General features: G+C 71.8%; 19 protein-coding genes and 1 tRNA gene. 5 read left to right on the top strand and 15 right to left on the bottom strand.

The genetic code is table 11. From position 1 onward, the window contains the following. Positions 1-186 precede the first annotated feature (186 nt). A complete protein-coding gene (locus DEI88_RS03575) occupies positions 187-1,572 on the bottom strand; it encodes a sugar porter family MFS transporter (RefSeq protein WP_220038165.1) in 1,386 nt (461 codons plus the stop codon). Positions 1,573-2,073: 501 nt separating this feature from the next. Between DEI88_RS03575 and DEI88_RS03570 the strand changes: the two genes are divergently transcribed. Continuing rightward, positions 2,074-3,570 (top strand): glycoside hydrolase family 6 protein, encoded by a 1,497-nt coding sequence (locus DEI88_RS03570; RefSeq protein ID WP_181434907.1) that lies wholly within the window; start codon positions 2,074-2,076, stop codon positions 3,568-3,570. A 71-nt stretch (positions 3,571-3,641) separates the two neighbouring features. Beyond that, complete coding sequence (locus tag DEI88_RS03565; protein WP_258370203.1) at positions 3,642-4,313, top strand: DUF4232 domain-containing protein; 672 nt, start codon at positions 3,642-3,644, stop codon at positions 4,311-4,313. A gap of 51 nt (positions 4,314-4,364) precedes the next feature. On the opposite strand, the gene DEI88_RS03560 is transcribed toward DEI88_RS03565, so the two are convergent. From DEI88_RS03560 to budC, 11 genes are all read right to left on the bottom strand, one after another. Next, complete coding sequence (locus DEI88_RS03560) at positions 4,365-5,555, bottom strand: M20 family metallopeptidase (RefSeq protein WP_220037500.1); 1,191 nt, start codon at positions 5,553-5,555, stop codon at positions 4,365-4,367. Then, the gene (locus tag DEI88_RS03555; RefSeq protein ID WP_220037215.1) at positions 5,552-6,580 is read right to left on the bottom strand and encodes a ketopantoate reductase family protein; all 1,029 of its coding nucleotides are present in this window, start codon (positions 6,578-6,580) and stop codon (positions 5,552-5,554) included. Before DEI88_RS03555 ends, DEI88_RS03560 begins: the two co-directional genes overlap by 4 nt. Further along, the gene (locus DEI88_RS03550; protein ID WP_111013843.1) at positions 6,577-7,410 is read right to left on the bottom strand and encodes an SDR family NAD(P)-dependent oxidoreductase; all 834 of its coding nucleotides are present in this window, start codon (positions 7,408-7,410) and stop codon (positions 6,577-6,579) included. Before DEI88_RS03550 ends, DEI88_RS03555 begins: the two co-directional genes overlap by 4 nt. Further along, positions 7,407-8,768, bottom strand: a complete 1,362-nt coding sequence (locus DEI88_RS03545) for an MFS transporter (RefSeq protein ID WP_220035649.1) — start codon at positions 8,766-8,768, stop codon at positions 7,407-7,409. Before DEI88_RS03545 ends, DEI88_RS03550 begins: the two co-directional genes overlap by 4 nt. An 88-nt stretch (positions 8,769-8,856) precedes the next feature. Then, positions 8,857-9,111, bottom strand: coding sequence for a polysaccharide deacetylase family protein (locus tag DEI88_RS03540; RefSeq protein WP_220038166.1), 255 nt, complete (start codon positions 9,109-9,111; stop codon positions 8,857-8,859). 24 nt (positions 9,112-9,135) lie between these two features. Next, positions 9,136-9,771, bottom strand: a complete 636-nt coding sequence (locus tag DEI88_RS03535; protein ID WP_220038167.1) for a polysaccharide deacetylase family protein — start codon at positions 9,769-9,771, stop codon at positions 9,136-9,138. A gap of 66 nt (positions 9,772-9,837) precedes the next feature. Then, the gene (locus DEI88_RS03530; RefSeq protein WP_111072256.1) at positions 9,838-10,938 is read right to left on the bottom strand and encodes an Lrp/AsnC family transcriptional regulator; all 1,101 of its coding nucleotides are present in this window, start codon (positions 10,936-10,938) and stop codon (positions 9,838-9,840) included. A gap of 354 nt (positions 10,939-11,292) precedes the next feature. Continuing rightward, a tRNA-Arg gene (locus DEI88_RS03525) sits at positions 11,293-11,365 on the bottom strand. Between the two features lie 162 nt (positions 11,366-11,527). After that, complete coding sequence (locus DEI88_RS03520; protein WP_111013846.1) at positions 11,528-12,313, bottom strand: dienelactone hydrolase family protein; 786 nt, start codon at positions 12,311-12,313, stop codon at positions 11,528-11,530. 22 nt (positions 12,314-12,335) lie between these two features. Further along, positions 12,336-13,712: a glucose-6-phosphate dehydrogenase gene (locus DEI88_RS03515; protein ID WP_111035549.1), complete on the bottom strand. Its 1,377-nt coding sequence runs from the start codon at positions 13,710-13,712 to the stop codon at positions 12,336-12,338. A gap of 111 nt (positions 13,713-13,823) precedes the next feature. Beyond that, positions 13,824-14,606, bottom strand: coding sequence for a meso-2,3-butanediol dehydrogenase (budC, locus tag DEI88_RS03510; RefSeq protein ID WP_111010048.1), 783 nt, complete (start codon positions 14,604-14,606; stop codon positions 13,824-13,826). Positions 14,607-14,762: 156 nt separating this feature from the next. Between budC and DEI88_RS03505 the strand changes: the two genes are divergently transcribed. Next, positions 14,763-15,929 carry a Gfo/Idh/MocA family protein gene (locus tag DEI88_RS03505; protein ID WP_111072257.1) on the top strand — a complete coding sequence of 389 codons (1,167 nt, stop codon included), beginning with the start codon at positions 14,763-14,765 and terminating at the stop codon, positions 15,927-15,929. Beyond that, complete coding sequence (locus DEI88_RS03500; RefSeq protein WP_111072258.1) at positions 15,926-16,864, top strand: sugar phosphate isomerase/epimerase family protein; 939 nt, start codon at positions 15,926-15,928, stop codon at positions 16,862-16,864. Before DEI88_RS03505 ends, DEI88_RS03500 begins: the two co-directional genes overlap by 4 nt. Here the strand turns inward: DEI88_RS03500 and DEI88_RS03495 are convergent. Together DEI88_RS03495 and DEI88_RS03490 are read right to left on the bottom strand one after the other, a co-directional pair. Continuing rightward, complete coding sequence (locus tag DEI88_RS03495; RefSeq protein WP_111072259.1) at positions 16,833-18,539, bottom strand: 5-oxoprolinase subunit B/C family protein; 1,707 nt, start codon at positions 18,537-18,539, stop codon at positions 16,833-16,835. The genes DEI88_RS03500 and DEI88_RS03495 overlap by 32 nt on opposite strands. Continuing rightward, on the bottom strand, positions 18,536-19,309 hold the full coding sequence (locus DEI88_RS03490) for a LamB/YcsF family protein (RefSeq protein WP_111072260.1): 774 nt from the start codon (positions 19,307-19,309) through the stop codon (positions 18,536-18,538). The genes DEI88_RS03495 and DEI88_RS03490 overlap by 4 nt, the downstream gene beginning before the upstream one ends. A 164-nt stretch (positions 19,310-19,473) precedes the next feature. On the opposite strand from DEI88_RS03490, the gene DEI88_RS03485 reads away from it, so the two are divergent. Further along, positions 19,474-21,294 (top strand): thiamine pyrophosphate-requiring protein, encoded by a 1,821-nt coding sequence (locus DEI88_RS03485; RefSeq protein WP_111072261.1) that lies wholly within the window; start codon positions 19,474-19,476, stop codon positions 21,292-21,294. A gap of 228 nt (positions 21,295-21,522) precedes the next feature. Here DEI88_RS03485 and DEI88_RS03480 read toward each other — a convergent pair whose 3' ends face one another. After that, complete coding sequence (locus tag DEI88_RS03480) at positions 21,523-23,028, bottom strand: MFS transporter (RefSeq protein WP_111072262.1); 1,506 nt, start codon at positions 23,026-23,028, stop codon at positions 21,523-21,525. Positions 23,029-23,075 lie beyond the last annotated feature (47 nt).

The following is a 23,075-nucleotide window of genomic DNA, read 5'->3' as shown; positions in this document are numbered from 1 at the left end:
GCCGATCGGGTCGCGAAGGCCGACCATCCCCGTTCCGGTCGGCGCCTCCCGTGTCCCTGGACCACCAGCAGGACACGGCGGCGAACGGCGGGTGTCCTCCCGTGACCCGAAGCGGGAGGACACCCGATCCTCGTCGTCGGACGGGAGGAGCGGTGCGGGTCCGCACCGCTCCTCCCGTCGCCGGTCCTACGCCTCCTCGAGCTGGCGCTCGATGTCCTCGAGGCTCCGACCCTTGGTCTCCGGCAGGATCTTCCACATCGTGATCGTGCCCGCGATCGCGAAGACCGCGAACGCCCAGAACAGGGTCGTGGCGCTGAGGCCCGAGATCACGCTGAGGACCACGAGCGAGATGATCAGGTCGAGGCCCCAGTGGGTGACCGTGCCGAAGGACTGCGCCTTGCCACGGACCCGGTTGGGCAGGACCTCGCTGTTGACGAGCCAGATCGCGATGCCGAGGCTCGCGGCGAACACGCCCTCGTAGATCATGAGGCCGATGACGAGGAGCACGCCGACCGTCGACGACTGCGGGAACAGGTAGAGCGCACCGATCGCGGCGAGCGCGATGGCGACGATCAGGGTTCCGCCGATGAGGAGCCAGCGGCGGCCGAGGAAGTCGACGAGCAGCAGTCCGATCAGGGTGAACAGCAGGAATGCCCCGCCGATGCCGACCGAGCTGAGGATCGCGGACGAGTCCCCGAACCCGGCGGACTTCAGCATGGTGGGCGCGTAGTAGAGGATCGCGTTGACGCCGGACAGCTGGTTCGTGGCCGCGACGACGACGCCGATCACGATGCCGCGACGGACACCGCGGGTCCGGAACAGCGACCGGTAGCTGACCGCGTGCTCGGACTTGATCGCGCTGGTGATGTCACCGAGCTCCGCCGCGGCCTCGGCCACGGTGGACCGGATGCGCTCGAGGACGGCGCGGGCGTCGTCGACCCGGCCCTTCGCGGCGAGCCAGCGCGGGCTCTCGGGCAGCGGCAGGAGGCCGACCAGCATGACGACGGCCGGCACGGCGGCGAGGCCGATCATCCAACGCCAACCCTCGATCGGGGCGAACGCGTAGCCGACCAGGTAGGACACGAAGATGCCGAGCGCCACGAACAGCTGGTTGAACGACACGAGGCGCCCACGGATGCGGGCCGGGGCGATCTCGGCGATGTACATCGGCACGACGAGCGAGGACGACCCGACGCTCAGGCCGAGCAGGAACCGCGACACGTAGATGAGCGGGAGCCAGCCGATGAGCGAGCTGCCGAGCGCGCCGACGATGTAGATCGCGGCGAGCAGGATCAGGGTGCGGCGTCGACCGAGGCGGTCGACCACCGGACCACCGCCCATGACGCCGATCACGGCGCCGGCGAGCAGGATCGCCACGAAGAACTGTTGTCCGAACTCACCGAGGTGGTACTCGGGCGCCACGTACAGCAGCGCGGCCGACACGATGCCCGTGTCGTAGCCGAACAGGAACCCTCCGAGCCCTGCGATCACCGAGGCCCACACCACGATCCCCCTGCGGTGGTGCCCGGTCGTCCTGCGGGCGTCCCGCGCGGTCATCTCCGTCGATGTCATCACAACTCCGTCGTCATCCCATCCGCCGAGTCCGGTTGGCTCGGCGGCCCGGTCGAGTGTACGTCGAGGTGAGCGCTCACAGTGAGCGCTCACTCCTCGTTTCGAACGCTGACGGCGAACGTGACTGGCGATGGGCCGTTCGACGCAGCGTTTTGTCCAGAGCACGCCGGGACGGCTGCGTGGTCGTTCAGCCGGGCCGCCACAACCGTCCGTCATGGGGCGGCGCGCCGGGTCAGGACGTACACGGCCACCGGGACATCACGGCGTCGATCCCCGCCGCTCGCGCCGGGGGTGGCGGTCGACCCCCGTTCTGGGGCAGAACCACCCCCCGAACGGAGGCTGCCCCGACACCGGGAGCAGGAGCGATCCTCGATGTCGGCCAGGGGCCGGACCGCTGATCAGGAGCGGCCCGGCCACCGCTCCGGCCGACTCCCCACGCCCTCCCCCCACCACGGAGCACCAGTGTCGAACCCCTGTGCGCCGCGTCTCCGGCGCGCCCTCGTGTCCAACGTCCGCACGGTCGTCACCCTCCTCGCGGTCGTCGTGGCCGTCCTCGCGGCGGCACTCGCCCGCCCGGGCGCCGCGTCGGCGGCGACCACCTACACGGGCTACGTCCGCTACGCCTCGGCGCCCGCCGAGGTGATCGGCAAGACCGCCGCGGGCTACCGCCTGCTCACGCCGGCCGAGGCCGCCGCCGTGCCGCCGGACGCCGTCACGTACCTGGCGAACACACAGTTCCTCCGGGTCGGGACCACCGGCCCGATCTACAAGGTGTCGAGCGACGTCGTCAGCACCGTCACCACGGCGCAGTGGACGGCCCAGGGCACGCCGACGCCACGCATCGTCGACCGGGTCCCGGCGATGGAGTACTCGAGCTACGCGTCGAACCCCTCCGAGATCATCGTGCGCACCCCGGTCGGGGTCTGGCGGCACGCCACGGCCGCCGAGACCGCGAGCATCCCGGCATCGTCCGTGACGTACCGAGCCGACACGTACTACCTGAGCAGCGTCGGGTCATCGCAGGTGGTCAAGCGGGTCGCTGGGGTGAGCACACCGATCACGACCGCACAGTGGCGGGCCGAGGGCTCCCCCACGCCGATGGTGCCCCCGGTGCCGAGCGTCGGCACGGACCCCTTCACCACCGCCGCGCCCTACGTCGACCCCGACTACCCCTCCGTCGCCGCCGCTGCGGCGCTCCGGGCCAGCGGCGACACCACCGACGCCGCGGTGCTCGACCGGATCAGCGCGCACGGCGGCACGCGGTGGCTCGGGAGCGGCAACACGATCGCGACCGTCGCCGCCACCACGTCCGCGTACGTCGGAGCCGCCGTCGCCGCGGGCCGCACCGGGACGCTCGTGGTCTACGGGATCCCCGGCCGCGACTGCGGGAGCTACTCGGCCGGGGGCTTCTCGGCGACGGACTACCCGAGGTGGATCGCCCAGATCGCCGCGGGCATCGCGCACCGACGGGTCGCCGTCGTGCTCGAACCCGATGCGCTGCTGCAACTCGGCCGATGCCCCGACGTGCAAGGTGACCGCACGGGCCTCCTGCGCGCTGCGGCGACCACCCTGACCGCCGCGGGCGCCACCGTCTACCTCGACGCCGGGACGAGCAACTCCGGCGTCGACACCGCGACGATGGTGTCCCGCCTCCTCGCCGCCGGCGTGCAGGGCGTGCGCGGGTTCGCCGTGAACGTGTCGAACTACAAGTCGACGAGCGACGTCCAGGCCTACGCCGACGAGGTCTCCCGACTGCTCGGCGGCGCGCACTACGTCATCGACACGTCGCGCAACGGCAACGGCTCCGACGGCGAGTGGTGCAACGCCCGGGGACGCGCGATCGGCCAGGCACCGGCGGCGAGCAGCCACGGCAACGAGGACGCCGCGTTGTGGATCAAGACCGTCGGGGCCTCCGACGGCACGTGCAACGGTGGACCGGCCGCGGGGACCTGGTGGAACACCATCGCGCTCGAGCTCGCGCGGAACGCCGGGTACTGACGTATCGATTCCGCATCGGAGCCTCCGAGTCGCATCGTGGTCTGTTCCAGGCCGGCGCTAGGGTCGGCCTGGTGAAGACGACGACGATGGTGCTCACGTCCGCGACCGCCCTGGCCGCGGTGATCGCCCTGACCGGCTGCGCCGGCTCGGGCAGCGGCTCCGACCGACCGACGGTCACGGCCACGCGGACCGCCACGGCGACCACGACCACGACGGCGACCGCCAGCCCGTCGGTCACCGCCGGCGGGAGCGGCACCGGTGGGAGCGGCACCGGAGACTCGGACGGCTCGACCTCGGCCGCCGGCGGCCGCTGCACCACGGATCAGCTCAGCGGTGGTACCGCGGAAGGCACCGGCGGTGCGGCCGGCAGCGTCGGCATCGTCCTGACGCTGACGAACACCGGCACCACGCCGTGCACCCTGCAAGGCTGGCCTGGCGTGTCCTTCGTCGGCGGCGGGGACGGCGAGCAGATCGGCGCGCCGGCCGAGCTCGACCGGACCTCCGAGCACGACACCGTCACCCTCGGGCCGGGAGCCCAGGGACAGGTCGCGCTCAAGATCACCCAGGCCGCCGCATACGACGCCGCCGAGTGCTCGCCGCAGCCGGCCGACGGGTTCCGGGTCTACCCGCCCGGGTCGAAGACGTCGCTGTTCATCAAGGACACGGCGTACACGGCCTGCGCATCGGGCACCGTGCACCTGCTGACGACGGGCGCGGTCGTGGTCGGGCCCGCCCACCCCTGACACCGGCGGACGGGAGGCCCGGCCTCCCGTCCGCCGTCCTGCTCGCGGGACTCAGCGGCGCACGTCAGTCCCACTCGCCAGGTCGACGAGGACGCCCGCCGCGAGTGCGGTCCGCTCCACCATGCCCTGCACGCTCGCCCACTCGTGCCGCGCGTGCGCTCCGTCACCGACGGCGCCCAGTCCGTCGAGCACGGCGCGACCGAGCGCAGAGGCGAAGTTCCCGTCACTGGCGCCGCCGACCGCCGTTTCCTCGACCGTCAGCCCCATGCCGCGGGCGACCGACTCAGCACGTGCGAACAGGGCGACGTTGGCCTCGGTGCGCTCCATGACCGGTCGGTTCCACCCACCGTGGACGGTGATCGTCGCCAGTGGGTTCTCGGGGGTGAGCGCCGCGAGCACGCCGTCGATCCTGTCCGCCTCCTCGGACGACGAGACGCGGACGTCGAGCGCCGCGGACGCGTGTCCCGCACGGACGTTGGGACGGGTCCCGCCCGCGACGACACCGACGTTGCAGCTCGTTCCGGCCTCGAGGTCCGTCGCGCCGTGGAGCGTCAGCACGACCCGGGCGAGCTCGTCCACCGCGCTCGCCCCGGCGCGGGGGTCGAGTCCCGCGTGCGCCTCGACGCCGGTGATCTCGATGTCGAACAGCCCGACGCCCTTCCGGGCGGTCTTCAGTGCGCCGTGCTCTCCGGCGGACGCCTCGAACACCAGCACGGGTCCGTCGGTGCGCCGGACCGTGTCCTCGATGACGGTGCGGGAGCCCTTGCTGCCGACCTCCTCGTCGCCGTTGAGCAGCAGGCGGATGTTCGGACGCGGGAGTGCGGCGGCGTCCACGGCACGGATCGCCCACGCGAGCTGCACCAGTCCGGCCTTCATGTCGTAGACCCCGGGTCCGGTCATCCGGTCGCCGTCCACGGCGGCCGGACGCGCAGCGATGGTCCCGGCGGCCCACACGGTGTCGTAGTGACAGAGCGCGGTGACCCACACGTCGGAGCCGAGCGGCGCCTCCAGGTCGAGTACCGCGACGTCACCGTGGCCGTCGGTCGGGTGCACGGCGCGAGCAGTGGGAGCACCGACCGTCTCGCCGAGCCACTGCTCGACCCACGCGAGGCCCTCCGCGAGGAGCGCCGGCGCGTCCGAGGGCGTCTCGATCCCGACGTACGCCAGGACGTCGCCCACCATCGCGTCGCGGTGCCCGGCGACCCAGTCGAGCAGGTCGGTGGTCGTCCCGGTGGCGGTCATCGCGCCTCCCCGACCGTCGACGGCGCGAGCGCGGCGATCGCGGCCTCGTCCATCGCACTCTCGCCCTCCTCGAGGCGCACGATCGCGGTGATGAGCGCCTCGATCGCGGGCAGCGCGACGCCCTGCGCGGCACCCATCTCGACGACCGGGCGGTAGTGCGCCGGCACCTCGGTCCGCCGGTGCCGGACGGCGATGTCCCGCCAGATGCCGGACCGCGTCTTCGACTGCGTGGCGAGCCAGGCGACGAGGTCGTCGAGGGCACGCTCGGTGGTCGCCGGATCGGCACCGGAACGGAACGCCTGCGGGTCGAACGCGTCGAACGGCTCGAGTGCGATCCCCCGGCCGTCCGCGACGTCGAACACCTCGCGCGCCAGCGTCGTCATGACGGCGCGGTTGCGGTCGATGAGGTCGCTCATGTCGTCGTCCGCGAGCGCGGTGGCCGTGAGCATCGCGCCGAAGCCGAGCTTCGACCAGAGGAAGCCCTCGACGTTGGCGGACACGACCGGGCTCCCCCAGTGCGCCAGATCGGCGGCCAGGTCGCGCACGCGGTCACTCGTCCCGCCGGCGAACTCGCCGAGGGCCATGCCCCCGTGGCCGCCGTCCTTGACGACCCCCGGCTCCATCACGTCCGCGAAGAGGTCGACGAAGGCGATGACGGTCCGGTCGACACCGACGTGCCCGGCGATGGTGGCCTCGTTGAGTCCGTTCTGGAGCGACGCCACGAACCCGTCCGAGCGGAGCCGCGGTGCGATCCAGGCGGCAGCCGCATCGGTGGCGAGCGCCTTGACCGCGAGCAGGACCCGGCCGAGCTCGTCGGGCGCGTCCTCGAGCGTGTACGCGGGCACGTGCGCGGTCGTCGCCCCGTCGGGCGTGAGCAGGGTGAGCCCGCGCTCACGGATCGCTGCCACGTGGGCGGGATCGGCGTCGACGAGCTGGACCGGGACGCCCGCGGCGTCGAGGTGCACGGCGAGGGTGCCCCCGATCGCGCCGGCGCCGACGATCGTGGTGGTGCGGTCGGTGGTCATGCGGATGTCTCCTCTCGGATGGGCTGGTCGTCCGTGTCGGCACGCGCGTCGACCGGGTCCCAACTCAGGGGCAGTGCGTGGGCTCCGGTCGACGATCCGCCGTCGACCCGGAGGATCGAGCCGGTCACCCACTCGGCCGCCGTGTCGTCGGCCAGCCAGACCACGGCGTTCGCGATGTCGGTCGGGCGGCCTCGACGACCGAGCGGGTTGGCGGACACCGCTGCGGCGTACTCGTCGGTGACACGGTTGACGTCGCTGTCGACGTCGACGAACCCGGGCGCGACCGCGTTGACGCGGATGCCGGCGGCGCCGAGCTCGAGTGCGGAGGCACGGGTCACCATCTCCAGCGCGGCCTTCGACGTGCTGTACGGGGCCGCGCCGGGACGCGCACGCAGCGCCGAACCGGACGAGATGTTCACGACGCACGGCCGCGTCCCCGCCGTCTCGGCCCGCCGCGCGAGCGCGACGGTGGCGAGGAGCGGGGCGCGGACGTTGACCGCCTGGACCGCGTCCCACGTGGCCGCGTCGAGCTGGAGGAACGGGGTCGCCGGGTAGACGCCCGCCGCGTTGACGAGCACGTCGACGACCGCTCGGTCCCATGCCCTGTCGACGACCGCGGCGGGCGCGTCGGGTTCGCGGAGGTCCGCGGTGATGGTGACCACCGCCTCCCGACCGAGTGCGGCGACCGACGCGACCGACGCGGACGCCGCGTCGAGTGGCTCGGCGCGGAGGTCGACCATGGTCACGAGCGCGCCGTCGGTCGCGAACCGGGTCGCGACTGCGAGACCGATGCCGCTCGCGGCGCCGGTCACGAGCACGTGCCGCGTCACTTGAGGACCTTGCCCTTGGTCTCGGGCATGGTCAGGTAGACGACCAGTCCGATCGCCGCGGCGATCGCGCAGTAGACCCAGACGACGTGGCCGAGACCCGCGCCGCTCATCCAGGTGGTGATGTACGGCGCGGTTCCGCCGAAGATCGCGACGGCCAACGCGTACGGCAGGCCGATCCCGGTGGCTCGCACCTCGGGCGGGAACTGCTCCGCCATGATCACGGCGCAGTTCGCCGAGTAGCCGAGCAACAGCACGATCCCGATCACCTCGACGAGGACGAGCATCCAGAACGATCCGTTCAGCATCGTGAACGCTGGCCAGGCGAACACGAGGAACCCGCCGGCGAAGATCGACATCGTCGGCTTCCGTCCGATCTTGTCGGACAGGAGACCCGCGAACGGCAGGAGCACCAGGAACACGACCATCGCGATCACGTTGGCCAGGAGCGCCTCGTTGAGCGGCAGGCCCGTCGTGACGGCGGCGTAGGTGGGCATGTACGAGACCCACATGTAGTACAGGAGCGTGCCCGCGATCGTGACGCCGAACACCCGTGCCGTGGCACCGGGGTGGTCGCGGAACATCGCGACGATCGGGTTGCGGCGCCGGACCTCCCCGGCCTCGTCGTCGCGGCGCTGGGTGGTGAACGAGTCGGTCTCCTCGACGCTGGTGCGCAGCCAGATCCCGACGAGCCCGATCGCGGCGCAGAACACGAAGGCGGCGCGCCAACCCCAGGCGTCGAGGGCGCTCGCCGAGAACGTCGAGGTGATGATCGCGCCGATGCCGGATGCGACGAGCACCCCCGCCCCGACGGAGACCTGCTGCCACGAGCCCGCGAACGCCCGGCGGCGCGGTGCCGCGGACTCGACCAGGAACGCCGAGGAGGAGCCGAACTCGCCACCGGCCGAGAACCCCTGGACGAGCCGGGCCAGCAGCAGCACGATCGGCGCGCCGATCCCGATCACCGAGTAGCTCGGCGTGACGCCGATCACCAGGGACGCGGCCGCCATCAACCCGATGGTGAGCATGAGTCCCTTCTTGCGCCCGTGGCGGTCCGCGAAGGCCCCGAGCACCGCCGCACCCACCGGGCGCATGACGAACCCGACCGCGAACACCGCGAGCGTCGCCAGGAGCGCGGCGGCGTCGTCACCGGACGGGAAGAAGTGGTGCGAGAAGACGGACGAGAACGTCGTGTAGACGGACCAGTCGATCCACTCGACGACGTTGCCGATGCCGCCGGCGAGGATCGCCTTGCGGCCACGGCGGGACAGCTTCGTGTCACTCGTCGCGACGGGCGGGGGTGTGCTGGTCGCCGTCGGTGCGTTGGGCAGCGCTGCTGCGGGGGTTGCGTCCTGGGTCACGATGACCCCTTCTGGTCGGTGGAACGGGACGGGGTGGATGGGCGGGTGGAGCGGTACGCGGTCGACGGACGGGGTACTCGCCGGCGACTCAGTCGGCCAGGCCGGGCGCCACGTGCGCGGCGAGGTCGGCGTGTGTGGCGAACCAGACGTCGTCGTGCGTGCGGATGTGGGCGAGCAGCTCGTCGAGCACGAGCAGCCGCGACCGGTGCCCGATGAAGTGGGGGTGCATGGTCAGCTGGAACACACCACCGGCCGCGTACGCGGCGTCGAACTCGTCACGCCAGATCCGGCCCACCTCGCGCGGCGGCGTGTACGGCCGGAGGGACTGGAACCGCTCCATCATCAGGTACGGCGCGTCGTCACGGATTCAGTCCACCGGGATCTCCACGATGCCGGTGCGCTCACCGTCCTGCAGGATCTCGTAGGGGTCGTCGTCCGCCATCAGGGACGAGTCGTACGTGAACCCCAGCTCGCGGACGACGTCGAGCGTCGAGTCCGAGAAGTCCCAGGACGGCGTTCGGATGCCCGTCGGGCGCACACCCGTCTGCGACTCGAGCACCTCCATCGCACGCCCGAGCAGATCGAGCTCGTCGTCGTGCGCCAGCAGCGTGTTCCGCTCGTGGATCCAGCCGTGCACCGCGACCTCGTGGCCGTGCTCGACGTACGTCGGGGCCTCGTCCGGACGCAGCAGCGCGCAGACCGCCGGCATGTAGAACGACGAGGGGGCCTCGTACCGGTCGAGCAGTTCGAGGATGCGTGGCACTGCTGCACGGGCTCCGTACTCCCCTTGGGCCATGCGCCCGGGTGACGTCTCGCCGTCCCGGAGTGCCGGGGTCTCGTGATCCGAATCGAACGAGATGGCCACCGCGACGCGTGCCCCGTCCGGCCAGCGACCGGGGCCCGCTGCGGGCAGGAGGCTGCGGCCGGCCCGCACCCGCTCCACGTGGCCGCGCCAGACCTCCTCGGGCCAGCGCCAGGGCTCCTGCTGCTCGATCTCGCTCATGGGGTCACTCCTCGTCGGGTGGGTTGGTCGGAGCGGCGACCCCGGTCGGGGCCGCCGCGGTGCCGGTCATGTCAGCACGGGGGCCTGCGCGTCGTCGGCGTCGACGAACCGGCCGTCCTCGATGCGGCGCCACATGCGCTTCCTGGTGGTCAGTTGCACGGTGACGTCGACCTCGCGGACACCCGGCAGCGCTCCGAGCACGTCCGTGGCGAAGGTGTAGACCGCGGCGAAGTCCCGGAGGAACGCTTGGCCGATGAGGTTGTACCGTCCCAGGGTCGCGGCCGCGTAGTGCACGGCGGGGTGCTGGGCGAGCTGTCGTGCGGCCGCACCGAGCAGGTCCGGCGCCACCGAGATCCAGACCATGAGCTCGGTGCCCAGGCCGAGCAGCGCCGGCGCGACCAGTGGTCCGACGCGGACCCGCCCGGAGGCGATGAGCTGCTCGAGCGCGCGACGCGTGGCGGTCTCGGTTCGATCGAGGTGCCGCGCGAGGTCGTTCAGCGGCGTCCGCCCATCACGGACGAGAGCGCCGACCATCGCGCGCTCGAGCGGCGTCGCGGCGACCTCGGTGGGCAGCACCCCGTCATCGGCGCCGAGGTCCGGAGCAGGCGCGTTGGCCGTCGCGCTCAGGGGCATCGGGAGGGACTTCCCCGGGAACACCGTGAAGGGTGCCGTGAACGTGCGGAGCACGGGCAACGCCTCGGTCTCGACATCACCGCCCGGCGCGATGTCGGCGAGCAGGGGTCCGATGTCCGCGATCCGCTCGACCACGAGCTCGGCGACGCAGTCCGCAGTGCCGGTCAGCGTGGCGAGGAACCGGACCTCGGGGCGGCTCTGCAGTCGTGCGACGAGATCGGCCGTCCGGCTCGCGCCACAGCGCATCCGGACCATCGCCGACACCCCGAACCCGGCTGCGAGCACGTCGGTCGCGGCGATGATCCGGACGAAGCCCAGCACGTTCAAGCGACCGACCCGCCGCTGTGCTGTCGATGCCGAGCATCCGGATGCCTCGCCCAGGGCGGCCCAGGAAGCGCGACCGTCCGCAGCGAGCGCTGTCAGGAGCGCGAGGTCGATCGGATCGGGCGTCCCAGCGTTGCCGTCGGCCGGAGTGCCATCGACGTCCCCCGCGGCCGGTGGCCGAACGGACCCGCGATCACCCGAACTCGTCATACGGCGACGGTAATCCGTCACGGAAGCGGCGTCCAGTGCTGGAATCGGTCACGGCAAGACTGTAACACAGAGTTTTCACGCGCAGGCCCGAACCGATGCGCGCGGATGCCGCCGATCAGCGAGGCCGTTGTCCAGCAGGCGGCCTCCTCACGTGGCCGTCCCGGCTCCGGTCGAGGACCGCTGCGCACGGACTGCGGACAGCAGCCGCTCTCGAGCAGCGCGGACGCGGCGGCCGCTGGGCGTCGCCACCAGGACGTTCGACGCGACGTCGCTCCGGTTCCGAGATCACCGGGACAACGAAGAACGCCCCGGCGATGCCGGGGCGTTCTCGTTCACTGCTGTCTCAACACAGTGTGCGCTCGAAGGGACTCGAACCCCCAACCTTCTGATCCGTAGTCAGATGCTCTATCCATTGAGCTACGAGCGCAGTGGCCGAACGGCCGTGGAAGACTCTACCAGGCTCGGGACCCGGCGCGCCAATCGGGGCACGGGACCCGGGGCACGGGACCCGGCGCGCCGATCGAGGCGCGAACGGGTGGTGCCAGCGCGGCGCCGGACGGGAGGCACGCCGCACCTCCCGCCCGGACGGTCAGGCCGCGAGCTGCTCCGGACCGAACACCTCGGTCAGGAAGTCCTCGAGCGCACGCCAGGAGCGGCGGTCGGCGAGCGCCTGGTACTGCGCACCGTGGTCGGGCGCGTCCGTACCGGGGACGGCGAACGCGTGCATCGCGTTCGCGTACGACACGAGCTGCCAGTCCACGTGCGGCGCCGCGCGCATCTCGTCCTGCCACGCGTGGACCTTGTCGTCCCCGACCATCGGATCGGCAGCACCGGTCAGCACCAGGAGCTTCGCCCGGATGTCGCCGGCGTCGGACGGATCGTGGGTGATCAGACCGCCGTGGAACGACACCGCCCCCACGAGGTCCGCACCGGTCCGAGCGAGTTCCAGGGCCGTGGAGCCGCCGAAGCAGTACCCCATGACCACCACGCGCGAGGGGTCGACCTGCGGGTCCTCGAGCAGTCGGTCGAGTCCGGCACGAGCACGGGCACGCAGGAGCCCGAGGTCCTGGTAGAAGCTGCCGGCGACCTCTCCGGCCTCTGCTCCGGTCGGGCGCACGCCCTTGCCGTAGATGTCGGCCGCGAACGCGACGTAGCCCAGGCGGGCCAGCATCGTGACGCGGGCCTCGACATGTTCGTTCACGCCGTGCCAGTCGTGGACGACGAGCACGGCGGGACGCCGACCGGTGAGGTTCGCGTCCTTCGCGAGGATGCCCTCGAGCGGCGTGCCGTCGTGGTCGTACTCGACGATGCCGGTGCGGACGTCGGCCCCGGCGGGCTCGGGAACGGTGTTCAGGATGTCTTGGATGGTTGCCACGCGTCCGACCGTACGCCCGGGATCAGTGGAGCAGGTTGTCCCAGTTCGACGGACCGTGCGAACCGGCCGGGTACTCGTCGATCGGGCTCTCGCCGTTGCGCCAGGCGTCGATCACCGGCTGGACGATGCGCCAGCACTGCACCGCGCTGTCACCGCGCACCGAGAGCGTGGCGTCGCCCTCGAGCACACCGGCGAGGACCTCGCCGTACGCCGTGAGTCGGCCCGGGTTGAACTTCGTCTCGAGCTTCGCGCGGTCGACGACGTACGGGTCGCCGGGACCGTTGACGTTGAGTTCGAGGCTCATCTCGTCGGGGGCGATCCAGATGCGGAGCCGGTCCTGCTCGTGCTCGCCACCGACGCCGTCCGGCACGTGCGGCGAGGGGCGGAAGTTGATGACGATCTCGCGCCGCGGTTCACCCAGGGCCTTGCCGGAGCGGAGGGTGAACGGAACGCCCGCCCACCGCCAGTTCGCGACCTCGACGGTCATCTGCGCCAGGGTCTCGGTCTGGTTCGCCGGGTCGACACCGTCCTCGTCGACGTACGACGGCAGCTGGCGGTCTCCGACGGTACCGGCGGTGTACCGGGCGCGCTTGCCGGCGGTCGCCGGGTCGTCACCCCACGGCTTGACGGCGCGGAAGACGAGCTGCTTCTGCGTGCGGAGGTCGTCGGCGTCGAGCGTGGCGGGGGCCTCCATCGCGACGACCGCGAGCACCTGCAGCAGGTGGCTCTGGATCATGTCCGTGAGCGCGCCGGCGTGGTCGTAGTACCGCGCGCGGTTCTCGAGGCCCAGGGTCTCGTCGTAGATGATGTCGACGCTCTCGACGTGGGTGGACGACAGCAGGGGCTCGATGATCCGGTTCGAGAACCGCAGGCCCAGGAGGTTGAGCACCGTCGAGCGGCCGAGGAAGTGGTCGACGCGGTGGATGCGCTCCTCCGGGATGAACGAGTGGAGGAGCTCGTTGAGCTTCTCGGCGCTCGCGGCGTCGGTGCCGAACGGCTTCTCCATCGCGAGCCGCACACCGTCGGGCAGGTCCATGCCCTTGAGCTGTTCGCACGCCTGCTCGGTGATCGCCGGCGGCAGGGCGAAGTAGATCGCCGGCGCGTGCGAGCACTGTGCCAGGAGCTCGCCGAGGTCGTCCGCGCTCGTGACGTCCGTCTTCCGGTAGTGGCTGGCCGCGATGATCTGCTCGAAGCGGTCGCCGGAGCACTCGGCGCTCGAGAAGGACTCGCGGACGCGCTGCTTCCAGTCCTCGTCCGAGAGCTCGTCGACGCCCGCGCCGATGAGCTCGATGTCCCAGTCCTGCTTGACGTCGAGGAGTGTGGCGAGGCCGGGCAGCAGGAGCCGCTTCGTCAGGTCGCCGCTGGCACCGAGGATGAGGAGGGTGGTCTGGATCGCCATGGCTCCGAACGTACCGACGCACCGCTGATCTGGTTCCGACCGCCGGCCGAACTGTGGAACCTCGAACGGGCCTCCCGGCTGTCGAGGACCGGACGCGGTCGCGACCGGTGGTCAGCCGACGACGTGCGCCTGGCCCGTCGACGCCGTGGTGCCTCCGTCGACCGGCAACGTGACGCCCGTGATGTAGCGGGCGTCGTCGCTGGCGAGGAAGAGGAACGCCGGCGCGACGTCCTCGGGTTCGCCGATGCGTCCGAGCGCGGTCCGCTGGGCGTGTGGGGCGACCACGTCCGGGTCGGCGAAGTGCTCCGCGTTCGCCGCCGTACGGGTCAGGGCCGGCGCCACCGCGTTGACCCGGATGCCGCGCGCCCCGAGGTCGAGCGCCAGCGACTGCATGAGCGTCGTCATGGCGCCCTTCGTGGCGTTGTAGACGGCCTGGCGCCAGTCCCCCCGGAGCCCGGAGGCGCTGGTCGTGAACAGGATGACGCCCCGCGCCCGCTCGAGGTGCGGGAGCGCTTCCTGCACGAGGTGCACGGTGCCGTCGAGGTTCGTCGCGACCATGGCGCGGTAGTCGCCCTCACCGAGTTCGTCGATCTCGCCCGCCGTGTAGGCGGCCGCGTTGCTGACCACGACGTCGATCCGACCGAAGCGATCGGCGGCGATCGCGACGAGGTCGGCCACGCTCTCGCGGTCGGTCACGTCGGTGGGCACCGCGATGACGTGCTCGGCCGGCGCGCCCTCGGCGGTCTCGGCGAGTGCGTCCTCGCGCCGTCCGGCGAGGACCACGTTGCAGCCCTGACCGATGAACGCGCGCGCGATCGCCTGCCCGATCCCGGAGCCCGCACCCGTCACGATCACGGTCCGACCCTGCAGCTGGTAGTCCCCGGACACCGTCATCGTTCCTCCACACTCGTCCGCCGAGAGCGGCCGTCCACCGCACGGAGCGGCCAGCGGCACCTGTTGGGGCCCGACGTTACGCTCGGCGGCGAGTCCTTGAACGTGGCCGTGCGTCACCAATACGCTCACTCCGGAACCGAGGAACGCAGAGCATCCATGAACACACCCCCGCTGCGCGTCGCCGTCATCGGCACGGGCATGATCGCGACCGTCCACGTACGATCGGCGCGCGCCGCCGGTGCCGTGGTCACCGGGGTCCTCGGACGCACTCCCGAACGCTCGGCACAGGTCGCCGAGCACCTCGGGCTCCCGCACGGCTACGCCGACCTCGACGAGCTCCTCGCCGACGCACCCGACGTCGTGCACGTGTGCACCCCGAACGACCAGCACCACCCGCAGACGATGGCGATCATCGCGGCGGGGATCCACGTGGTGTGCGAGAAGCCCCTGGCGGTCGACGCCGCACAGGCCGACGAGCTCACGGCCGCCGCCGAGCGTGCCGGTGTCGTCGCGACCGTCCCGTTCGTCTACCGCTTCCACCCGATCGTGCGCGAGATCCGGTCGCGGATCGCCGGCGGCGATCTCGGACGCGTGCTCGCGATCCACGGCTCGTACCTGCAGGACTGGATGCTCGACGAGGGCTCGTCGAGCTGGCGGGTCGACGCCGGAGCGGGCGGTGTGTCGCGCGCCTTCGCCGACATCGGGTCGCACTGGTGTGACCTCGTCGAGTTCGTCACCGGCGAGCGATTCGCGACCGTGACGGCCACGGCCGACATCGTCTACCCCACGCGCCCGGCGTCGTCGGGGCCGTCCTTCTCCGGCGCCCCCTACCCCGATCCGGTGCCGGGAGGCGCGGTGCCCGTCGCGCAGGCCCCCGTCACCACCGAGGACACCGCGGTGGCCACCTTCCGCACGACCCACGGCCGGATCGGGAACGTCGTCGTGTCGCAGGTCGCGGCCGGACGCAAGAACCGCCTGTGGTTCGAGGTCGACGGGACCCGCTCGAGCGCCGCGTTCGACCAGGAGCAACCAGAGTCCGCCTGGTTCGGCACCGAGACCGGCGCCACGATCCTCGTGCGCGACCCCTCGCAGGGGTCGCCCGACCAGCGGCGGTTGGCCGTCGTGCCATCGGGTCACCCGCAGGGGTACCTCGACGCCTTCACGGCGTTCGTCGGCGACACCTACGCCGCCGTCCGTGCCTCACGGGACGGCGGCGTGTGGCCGGAAGGCCTGCCCACGTTCGCGGACGGCGCGCGCGCCGCCCACGTCATCGACGCCGTCGTCGCCAGTGCCGGTGACGGAGCCTGGAAGGACATCGCATGAAGCTCGGGATGCTCACGGCCTGCCTGCCCGGATGGGACCTCGGCCGGATCGCGGAGTTCGCGGCCGCTCAGGGGTACGAGCGACTCGAGGTCGCCGTGTGGCCGAACGTCGGCGGCCGCGACTTCGAGGCCTCGCACCTGCCCGTCGCGACCTTCACCGACGAGGACGCCAGCGCCACCGAGGACCTGATGGCGCGCACGGGACTCGAGATCAGCGCGCTCGCCTACTACGAGAACAACCTGCACCAGGACCCGGAGCGCCGGGCGGCGGTCCGGACCCACCTCAAGCACGCGATCGACGCGGCGCAACGGCTCGGCGTCCCCTACGTGGGCACGTTCATCGGCCGCGACAACAGCAAGAGCGTGCGCGAGAACATGGCGGAGGGCGACCGCGTGCTGCCCGAGCTCGTGGACTACGCGGGCGAGCGCGACGTCAAGCTCATCATCGAGAACTGCGTCATGGAGGGCTGGCACCCGGACGGCTACCCGGGGAACATCGCCTACAGCCCGGAGCTGTGGGAGTGGGTGACGGGCCTCGGGTTCGGCCTGAACTGGGACCCGTCGCACCTGACCTGGATCGGCATCGACCCGGTCGAGACGATCCTGCCGTTCGCGGAGCACATCGTGCACGCGCAGGCGAAGGACGTCGAACTGTTCCCGACGCGGCGCGACCGCTACGGCTTCTTCGGGCTCGTCGACAAGGGCGACGACCCGTGGGACATGGGGTGGTGGCGCTTCCGCGTGCCCGGTCGTGGCGTGGTCGACTGGTCGCACGTCGTGGACCGCCTGTACGAGGCCGGGTTCACGGGCACGCTGTCGGTCGAGCACGAAGACCCGCTGTGGAGTGGCACGGACGACAAGGTGCTCGAGGGGCTCCGGATCGCGCACCGGACGTTACGTCCGCTCATCGCCGAAGAGCACTCGCCGTCGGTGTGAACCGGATCGCGCCGCCGACCGGTACCTGCGCGACGAGCCCGAGGTCCTCGGGCACGACGACGCCGACCACGGGGTAGCCGCCCGTGACGGGGTGGTCGGCGAGGAACACGACCGGTCGACCCTCGGGTGGCACCTGGATCGCCCCGGGTACCGCCGCCTCGCTCGGCAGCTCGCCGCCCACGCTCCGCGCGAGTGCGTGCGTGCCCGCGTCGAGCCGCACCCCGACACGGTTCGAGCGTGGCGTCACCCGCCAGACGACCGCGTGCAGGGCGTCGGCACCCCCGTCGATCCAGTCGTCGCGGGGTCCGGGCACGAACCGGACGTCGACCACGTCCTCGACGGTCGGGAGGACCGGGCCCGGTTCCGCCGCGTCGGCCACCGCCGCCGCCGTGTCCGACCCGATGGGCAGGACGTCGCCGGCCCGGAGCGGTGCCGGCCCGAGACCGGACAGCACGTCGGTCGCGCGTGATCCGAGCACGGGCGGCAGGTCGAGTCCACCGAGGACGGCGAGGGTCGCGACGGCCCCGGTCGTCGGCGCACCGAGCACCAGGACCTCACGGTCGTGCAGCGCGAACGGACGGTCGGGCTCGATCGGCACCGCCCGGCGCGCGGGCTCGTCGTCGCCCGGGAGCAGCACCGATCGCTCGTCGAGCGTCCCTTCCGCCGCGGGCAGGACCTCGATCGCGCCGACGCCGCCCGTGACCGCCAGGACGAGCTCGCCACGAGCCCGCACGGTGAGCCCTCCCCCGACGTGCTCGACCGCCGCGGCGCCCGCCGCGTTCCCGACGAGACGGTTCGCGCGACGGTGGGCGACGCGATCGAGCGCACCGGAGCGGGTGACGCCGAGGGCCGCGCGGCCCGGTCTGCCGAGGTCCTGCACGGTGCTGAGCAGCCCGGGCGACAGGACCTCGAGGCCTCGCCTGGGAGCGGTCGGACGTGACGGCTCCGTCGGAGCGGGTCGGGCCTCCCGACCGACGGCGGTCGGGCGTGCGGCCGGGGACACTGCGGCGGATGACGCAGCCGCGGATGACGCCGCGTGGACCGCGCGGAACCGGACGCGCATGCCCGGACGGAGCAGGGCCTCCGCCCCGATCCGATGGGGGTCCCACATCACCAGGTCGGTGTGCCCGAGCAGATGCCAGCCGCCGGGGCTCGGCCGCGGGTAGATGCCGCTGTGGCCGCCCGCGATCGCGACGGAACCGGCGGGGATCGCCGTGCGCGGACTGCTGCGCCGCGGCAGGTCGAGGACCGTGTCGCCTCCGACCAGGTAGGCGAACCCCGGCGCGAACCCGGTGAACGCGACCGAGTACTCCGGCGCGGTGTGCCGGCGGACGACCTCGTCCACGCTGAGGCCGGTGCGGTCGGCGACGTGGTCGAGGTCCTCGCCGTCGTAGACCACTGGCACCTCGACGAGACCGTCGGCGGCGGGCGGCGGCGCGTCGAGCGGTACGCCGCGCAGCGCGGCGGCGATCGCGTCGGCGGTCGTGGCGCCCGGTGCGAAGCGGACGGCGACGGTCCGCGCGGCGGGCACCAGTTCGGTCACCCCGGGCAGGTCGAGCGTCCGGAGCGCGGCGTGCAGGGCGAGCGCGGCGGCCGTGTCGGGGACCTCGACGAGCACGCCGTCGACGCCGAGGCGCAGCACCCGGGGCGCCCAGGCGCCGCCGGTCGCCGTCACGCCGCTCGGACCGCCGCGAACGGCGCCAGGACCACGCCCGCTGATCCGAGTGCGGACCGGACGGCGAGCGCCGCGGCGACCGCGCCGGGCGAGTCCCCGTGCAGGCAGATCGACGCGGCGTCGATCGGCACGCTGGTCCCGTCGACCGCGGTGACCGCCCCGCTCGTGACCATCGCGACGACGCGCTGGGCGATCTCGGTCGGATCGTGGAGCACGGCCCCCGGAAGGCGTCGGGACACGAGGGACCCGTCGGCGGCGTACGCACGGTCCGCGAACGCCTCGGCCACGACGGGCAGCCCGGCATCGCGAGCGAGGTCGAGCAACGCGGACCCGGCGAGACCGACGACCGGGAGGCCCGGGTCGACCGCCAGGACCGCCTGCACGACCGCCTCGGCGTGCGGTCCGCCCTCCGCGATGGTGTTGTAGAGGGCGCCGTGCGGCTTGACGTAACGGACGGTCGTCCCGGCTGCCCGGGCGAGGGCGGCCAGCGCGCCGATCTGGTAGATCACGTCCGCTGCGAGTTCGTGCAGGGAGGCGTCCACGTACCGCCGTCCGAACCCGGCGAGGTCCCGGTACGCGACGTGCGCGCCGACCGACACCTGCCGTGCGGCAGCCTGCTCGAGCACGGACCGGAGCGACAATGGGTCGCCCGCGTGGAATCCGCACGCCACGTTCGCGCTCGTGACGACATCGAGCATCGCGGCGTCGTCCCCGAGGGTCCACCGGCCGAAGCCCTCGCCGAGGTCTGCGTTGAGATCGATCGTGGTCATGCTGCCCGTTCCTCCACATCCGGTCCGCTCCCCCGATCCTCCACCACCGGGCGACGGGCTGGGAACCCGGCCCCGTGGAGGGAGCACGCTGGAGGCACGAGGACGGCCCCGTCCCACCACCCGAGTCCCAGGCGCCCGACCCCGGCGCCGAAGAGAGGTACGCGATGACCACCGTGAGCGAGTTCCTGATCGAGCGGATCAAGGACCAGGGCGTCAGCCGGATCTTCGGGTTCCCCGGCGACGGCATCGGCGCGTTCGACGGAGCACTCGGCAAGACCGATCGTGCGGGGACGGGCATCGAGTACATCCGCCCGACGCACGAGGAGATCTGCGCGCTCATGGCGACGGCGCATGCCAAGTTCACGGGCGAGGTCGGCGTGTGCGTCGCGACCTCGAGCCCCGGCGCGTTCCACATGCTCAACGGGCTGTACGACGCCCAGATGGACAATCAGCCGGTCGTCGCGATCGTCGGGCAGCAGGGTCTCGACTCGATCGGCACCTTCACCCAGCAAGAGAGCAATCTCGAGCGCGTGTTCACGGACGTCGCCTGTTACGTCGAGACGATCGTGTCGCCCGACCAGGCCAGCGCCGTCATCGACACCGCCTTCCGCACGGCCCGGCTCCGTCTCCAGCCCGCGGTCGTCGTGATCCCCCACGACGTCCAGGCGATGACCATCAAGGCGACGCCGTCGGCCCACTGGGTCTCGCGCTCGAGCGAAGCCATCCCGTCGACGGCGATCACGCCCCCGATGGAGCAGATCCGCCAGGCGGCGGACATCATCAACGCGGGCGAGAAGGTCACGTTCCTGGTCGGCGCGGGTGCGACGGGCGCCACCGACGAGGTCCTCGCCGCCGCCGAGAAGGCCGGAGCGGGCATCATCACCGCGCTCCGCGGCAAGGACGTGATCCCGTCCGACGTGCCGTACCACACGCAGCAGGTCGGTCTCCTCGGGTCCCTGCCGAGCCTCCACCAGATCAAGCGCTGCGACACCATCGTGCTGCTCGGCACGAACTACCCGTACGGCGAGTTCCTGCCCGCGACGGGCCGGGCGCGTGGCATCCAGGTCGACCTCAAGCCCGAACAGCTCGGCGTGCGCTACCCGACGGAGTTGAACCTCTGGGGCGACGTGAAGTCGACGCTCGAGGCCCTCCTCCCCCTGCTCGAGCAGAAGACCGACCTGTCCTGGCAGGAGCGGATCGCCGCCGAGATGCAGGACTGGGAACAGGAGATGCACGCGCAGGCACAGAAGGAGTACCACGACGGGGTCAACCCGCGGCGCGTGACCGAGGCCGTGAACGCGAACCTGCCCGACGGGGCGATCGTCACCGCGGACGCCGGGACGACCGCCGACTGGTTCGGGCACCACATCCGCCTGAAGCGGGGCATGCGCGGCGACCTCTCGGGCCGCCTGGCGACCATGCTCGCGGCGATGCCCTACGCGGTCGCGGCGAAGCTGGCCCACTCCGACAAGACGGTGGTCTGCACCATCGGTGACGGCGCGTTCCAGATGCTCGGCATGAACGAGCTGATCACCGTGAAGAAGTACATGCAGCAGTGGGAGACCAAGCAGTTCATCATCGTGGTCATGCACAATGACGACCTCGCGCAGGTCTCGTGGGAGATGCGCACGGAGGACGGCAATCCGCTGTGGCGCGGCTCGCAGGACGTCGAGTCGATGGACTACGCCGGCTACGCCGAGCTCCTCGGGTTCCGGGGCGTCCAGGTGCGCAGTGACGACCAGGTGGAGTCCGCTGTCGCCGAGGCCTTCGCGCACGACGGGGTCACGCTCATCGACGCCTACGTCAGCCGCAACGTCCCGCCGCTCCCACCGCACATCACCCGTGAGTACGCGCTCAACACGGCCAAGTCGTTGCTCAAGGGCGACCCGATGGAGGCCGGCGTGATCCGGGACTCGGCATCGGCGCTCGCGACCGAGGGCATCGAGCGGGTGAAGGACGCGCTCCACATCGGCGATCGGAAGTAACGAGGCGGGTGGAACGAGGCTGCTCGTCTGCCGCACCCTGTGTTTTCGGCAGCGGCGGCGGTACCCTGAGGCGTCGCATGGCGACGGCGCCGCTGCGGTGTCCTCTCATCCCGGGCGGTGGTTCCGCCCGACGAACCCGGCGGCGCGGGTGCCCTCCGTCTCCAGGGAAACGGCGGAGGGCACCCCTCCTCCCCGCCAGGATGCACCGGCAGCGTCGAGCTGACCTCGTCAGCGCTCGTCGACGACAGCGTCGATGTCCTCGACGCCCGCCGCGATGGCGTCAGCGCGACGCTTCCGCATGCCGGGAGCGGCGAGGGCGCCGACGATCGCGAGGGCGCCGACCCCAGCGCACGCCCAGAAGCCGATGGTGAACGCCGCGGCCCCAGGGAGCCCCACGTGCCCGGTGGGCAACGTGAACACCTTCGTGTGCGACGAGATCAGCGCGGCGATGACGGCCGTTCCGACGCTCGAGCCGATCGTCCGGACGACGGTGTTGGCGCTGATCGCCTCACCCGTCTGCTCGATCGGCACGCTCTCGATGATCGCGTTGGACGCCGCCGAGAGACCGAATCCGATCCCGGCACCCGTGAGGATGCCGGACACCAGGATCTGCCAGACCTGATCGTGCGCGAGCCCGGGGAGCACGAACGCCGCGGTGAGGAGCACACTCCCGATGACCAGCGGCGGCTTCGGACCCGTCCGTCGGACGAGGGCCCCCGCGACCGGTGAGACCACGATCATCATGAGGACCGTCGGGAGCAGGAACAGGCCGGCCTGCGAGGCGGTCTTGCCGAAGCCGTACCCGGTGAACGACGGCAGCTGGAGCAGCGTCGGGACGAGCACGAACGTGCCGTACATCGCGAACCCGAAGACGAGCGCGACGACGTGAGCGGTCCAGACGCCACGGATGCGGAAGAGCCGGACGTCGATCAGCGGCGCCTTCACGCGGAGCTCGACGACGACGAAGACCACGAGCGCGACGACGCCGACCGCCAGCAGACCGATGGTCTTGACGTCACCCCAGCCCCAGGTCTCGCCCTCGCTGACAGCGAGCAGCAGCGCCACGAGGGAGATCGAGAGGATCGCCGTCCCGGCGAGGTCGAGGCGCCCGGGCTTCCGGACGTCCGATTCCGGCATCCCGAACACGATGCCGGCGAGCCCGACGACGATGAGTGCGAGCGGCAGCCAGAACAGCCAGTGCCAATCGAGGTGCTGCACGATCGGTCCGGCCGCGACGATGCCGATACCGGCCCCGATGCCGAAGATGCCCGACAGCAGACCGATCACGACGCTCACCCGGTCCTTCGGGAGTTCGTCGCGCACGATGCCGATCGACAGCGGCAGCACGGCGCCGGCCGCACCCTGCAGGCAGCGGGCCACGATCAACGTGGCGAGGTTCGGCGCGAGGGCGGCGACGACGGTGCCGACGAGCAGGAGGCTCATCACGACGATGAGGATGCGCCGCTTGCCCATCATGTCGCCCATGCGCCCGAAGATCGGCGTGAGGACGGACGCCGACAGCAGGTAGGCGGTGATGATCCAGCTCACGTTGCTGGTCGAGGCCCCGAGGTCCTTGCCGATCGTGGACAGTGCCGGAGCGACGAGCGACTGGAGCACCGCGTAGGCCAAGCCGCCGAGTGCGAGGTACACGACGATGAGGGTGGTGTTCGGGCTGCTGTGTCGCTCCGCGACGGGGGTCGAGCCCGTGCGGGGGCCCTCGGTGACTCGGGACATCGTTCTCCGTGATCGAAAGACGTAAACAAGCGCTTACAAGTCGTGAG

Origin of the sequence: Curtobacterium sp. MCBD17_003 (assembly GCF_003234885.2) — a bacterium.
Lineage (GTDB): Bacteria > Actinomycetota > Actinomycetes > Actinomycetales > Microbacteriaceae > Curtobacterium.
The sequence above is the reverse complement of the archived record's forward strand: the minus strand, read 5'-3'. Positions and strand labels throughout refer to the sequence as shown.

Coding starts and splice junctions, on each gene's coding strand:
- DEI88_RS03575 (WP_220038165.1), bottom strand. CDS start 1,572: ATGACATCGACGGAGATGACCGCGCGGGACGCCCGCAGGACGACCGGG.
- DEI88_RS03560 (WP_220037500.1), bottom strand. CDS start 5,555: ATGACCGCCACCGGGACGACCACCGACCTGCTCGACTGGGTCGCCGGG.
- DEI88_RS03555 (WP_220037215.1), bottom strand. CDS start 6,580: ATGACCACCGACCGCACCACCACGATCGTCGGCGCCGGCGCGATCGGG.
- DEI88_RS03540 (WP_220038166.1), bottom strand. CDS start 9,111: ATGATGGAGCGGTTCCAGTCCCTCCGGCCGTACACGCCGCCGCGCGAG.
- DEI88_RS03535 (WP_220038167.1), bottom strand. CDS start 9,771: ATGAGCGAGATCGAGCAGCAGGAGCCCTGGCGCTGGCCCGAGGAGGTC.
- DEI88_RS03530 (WP_111072256.1), bottom strand. CDS start 10,938: ATGACGAGTTCGGGTGATCGCGGGTCCGTTCGGCCACCGGCCGCGGGG.
- DEI88_RS03515 (WP_111035549.1), bottom strand. CDS start 13,712: ATGGCGATCCAGACCACCCTCCTCATCCTCGGTGCCAGCGGCGACCTG.
- budC (WP_111010048.1), bottom strand. CDS start 14,606: ATGACGGTGTCCGGGGACTACCAGCTGCAGGGTCGGACCGTGATCGTG.
- DEI88_RS03505 (WP_111072257.1), top strand. CDS start 14,763: ATGAACACACCCCCGCTGCGCGTCGCCGTCATCGGCACGGGCATGATC.
- DEI88_RS03500 (WP_111072258.1), top strand. CDS start 15,926: ATGAAGCTCGGGATGCTCACGGCCTGCCTGCCCGGATGGGACCTCGGC.
- DEI88_RS03490 (WP_111072260.1), bottom strand. CDS start 19,309: ATGACCACGATCGATCTCAACGCAGACCTCGGCGAGGGCTTCGGCCGG.
- DEI88_RS03485 (WP_111072261.1), top strand. CDS start 19,474: ATGACCACCGTGAGCGAGTTCCTGATCGAGCGGATCAAGGACCAGGGC.
- DEI88_RS03480 (WP_111072262.1), bottom strand. CDS start 23,028: ATGTCCCGAGTCACCGAGGGCCCCCGCACGGGCTCGACCCCCGTCGCG.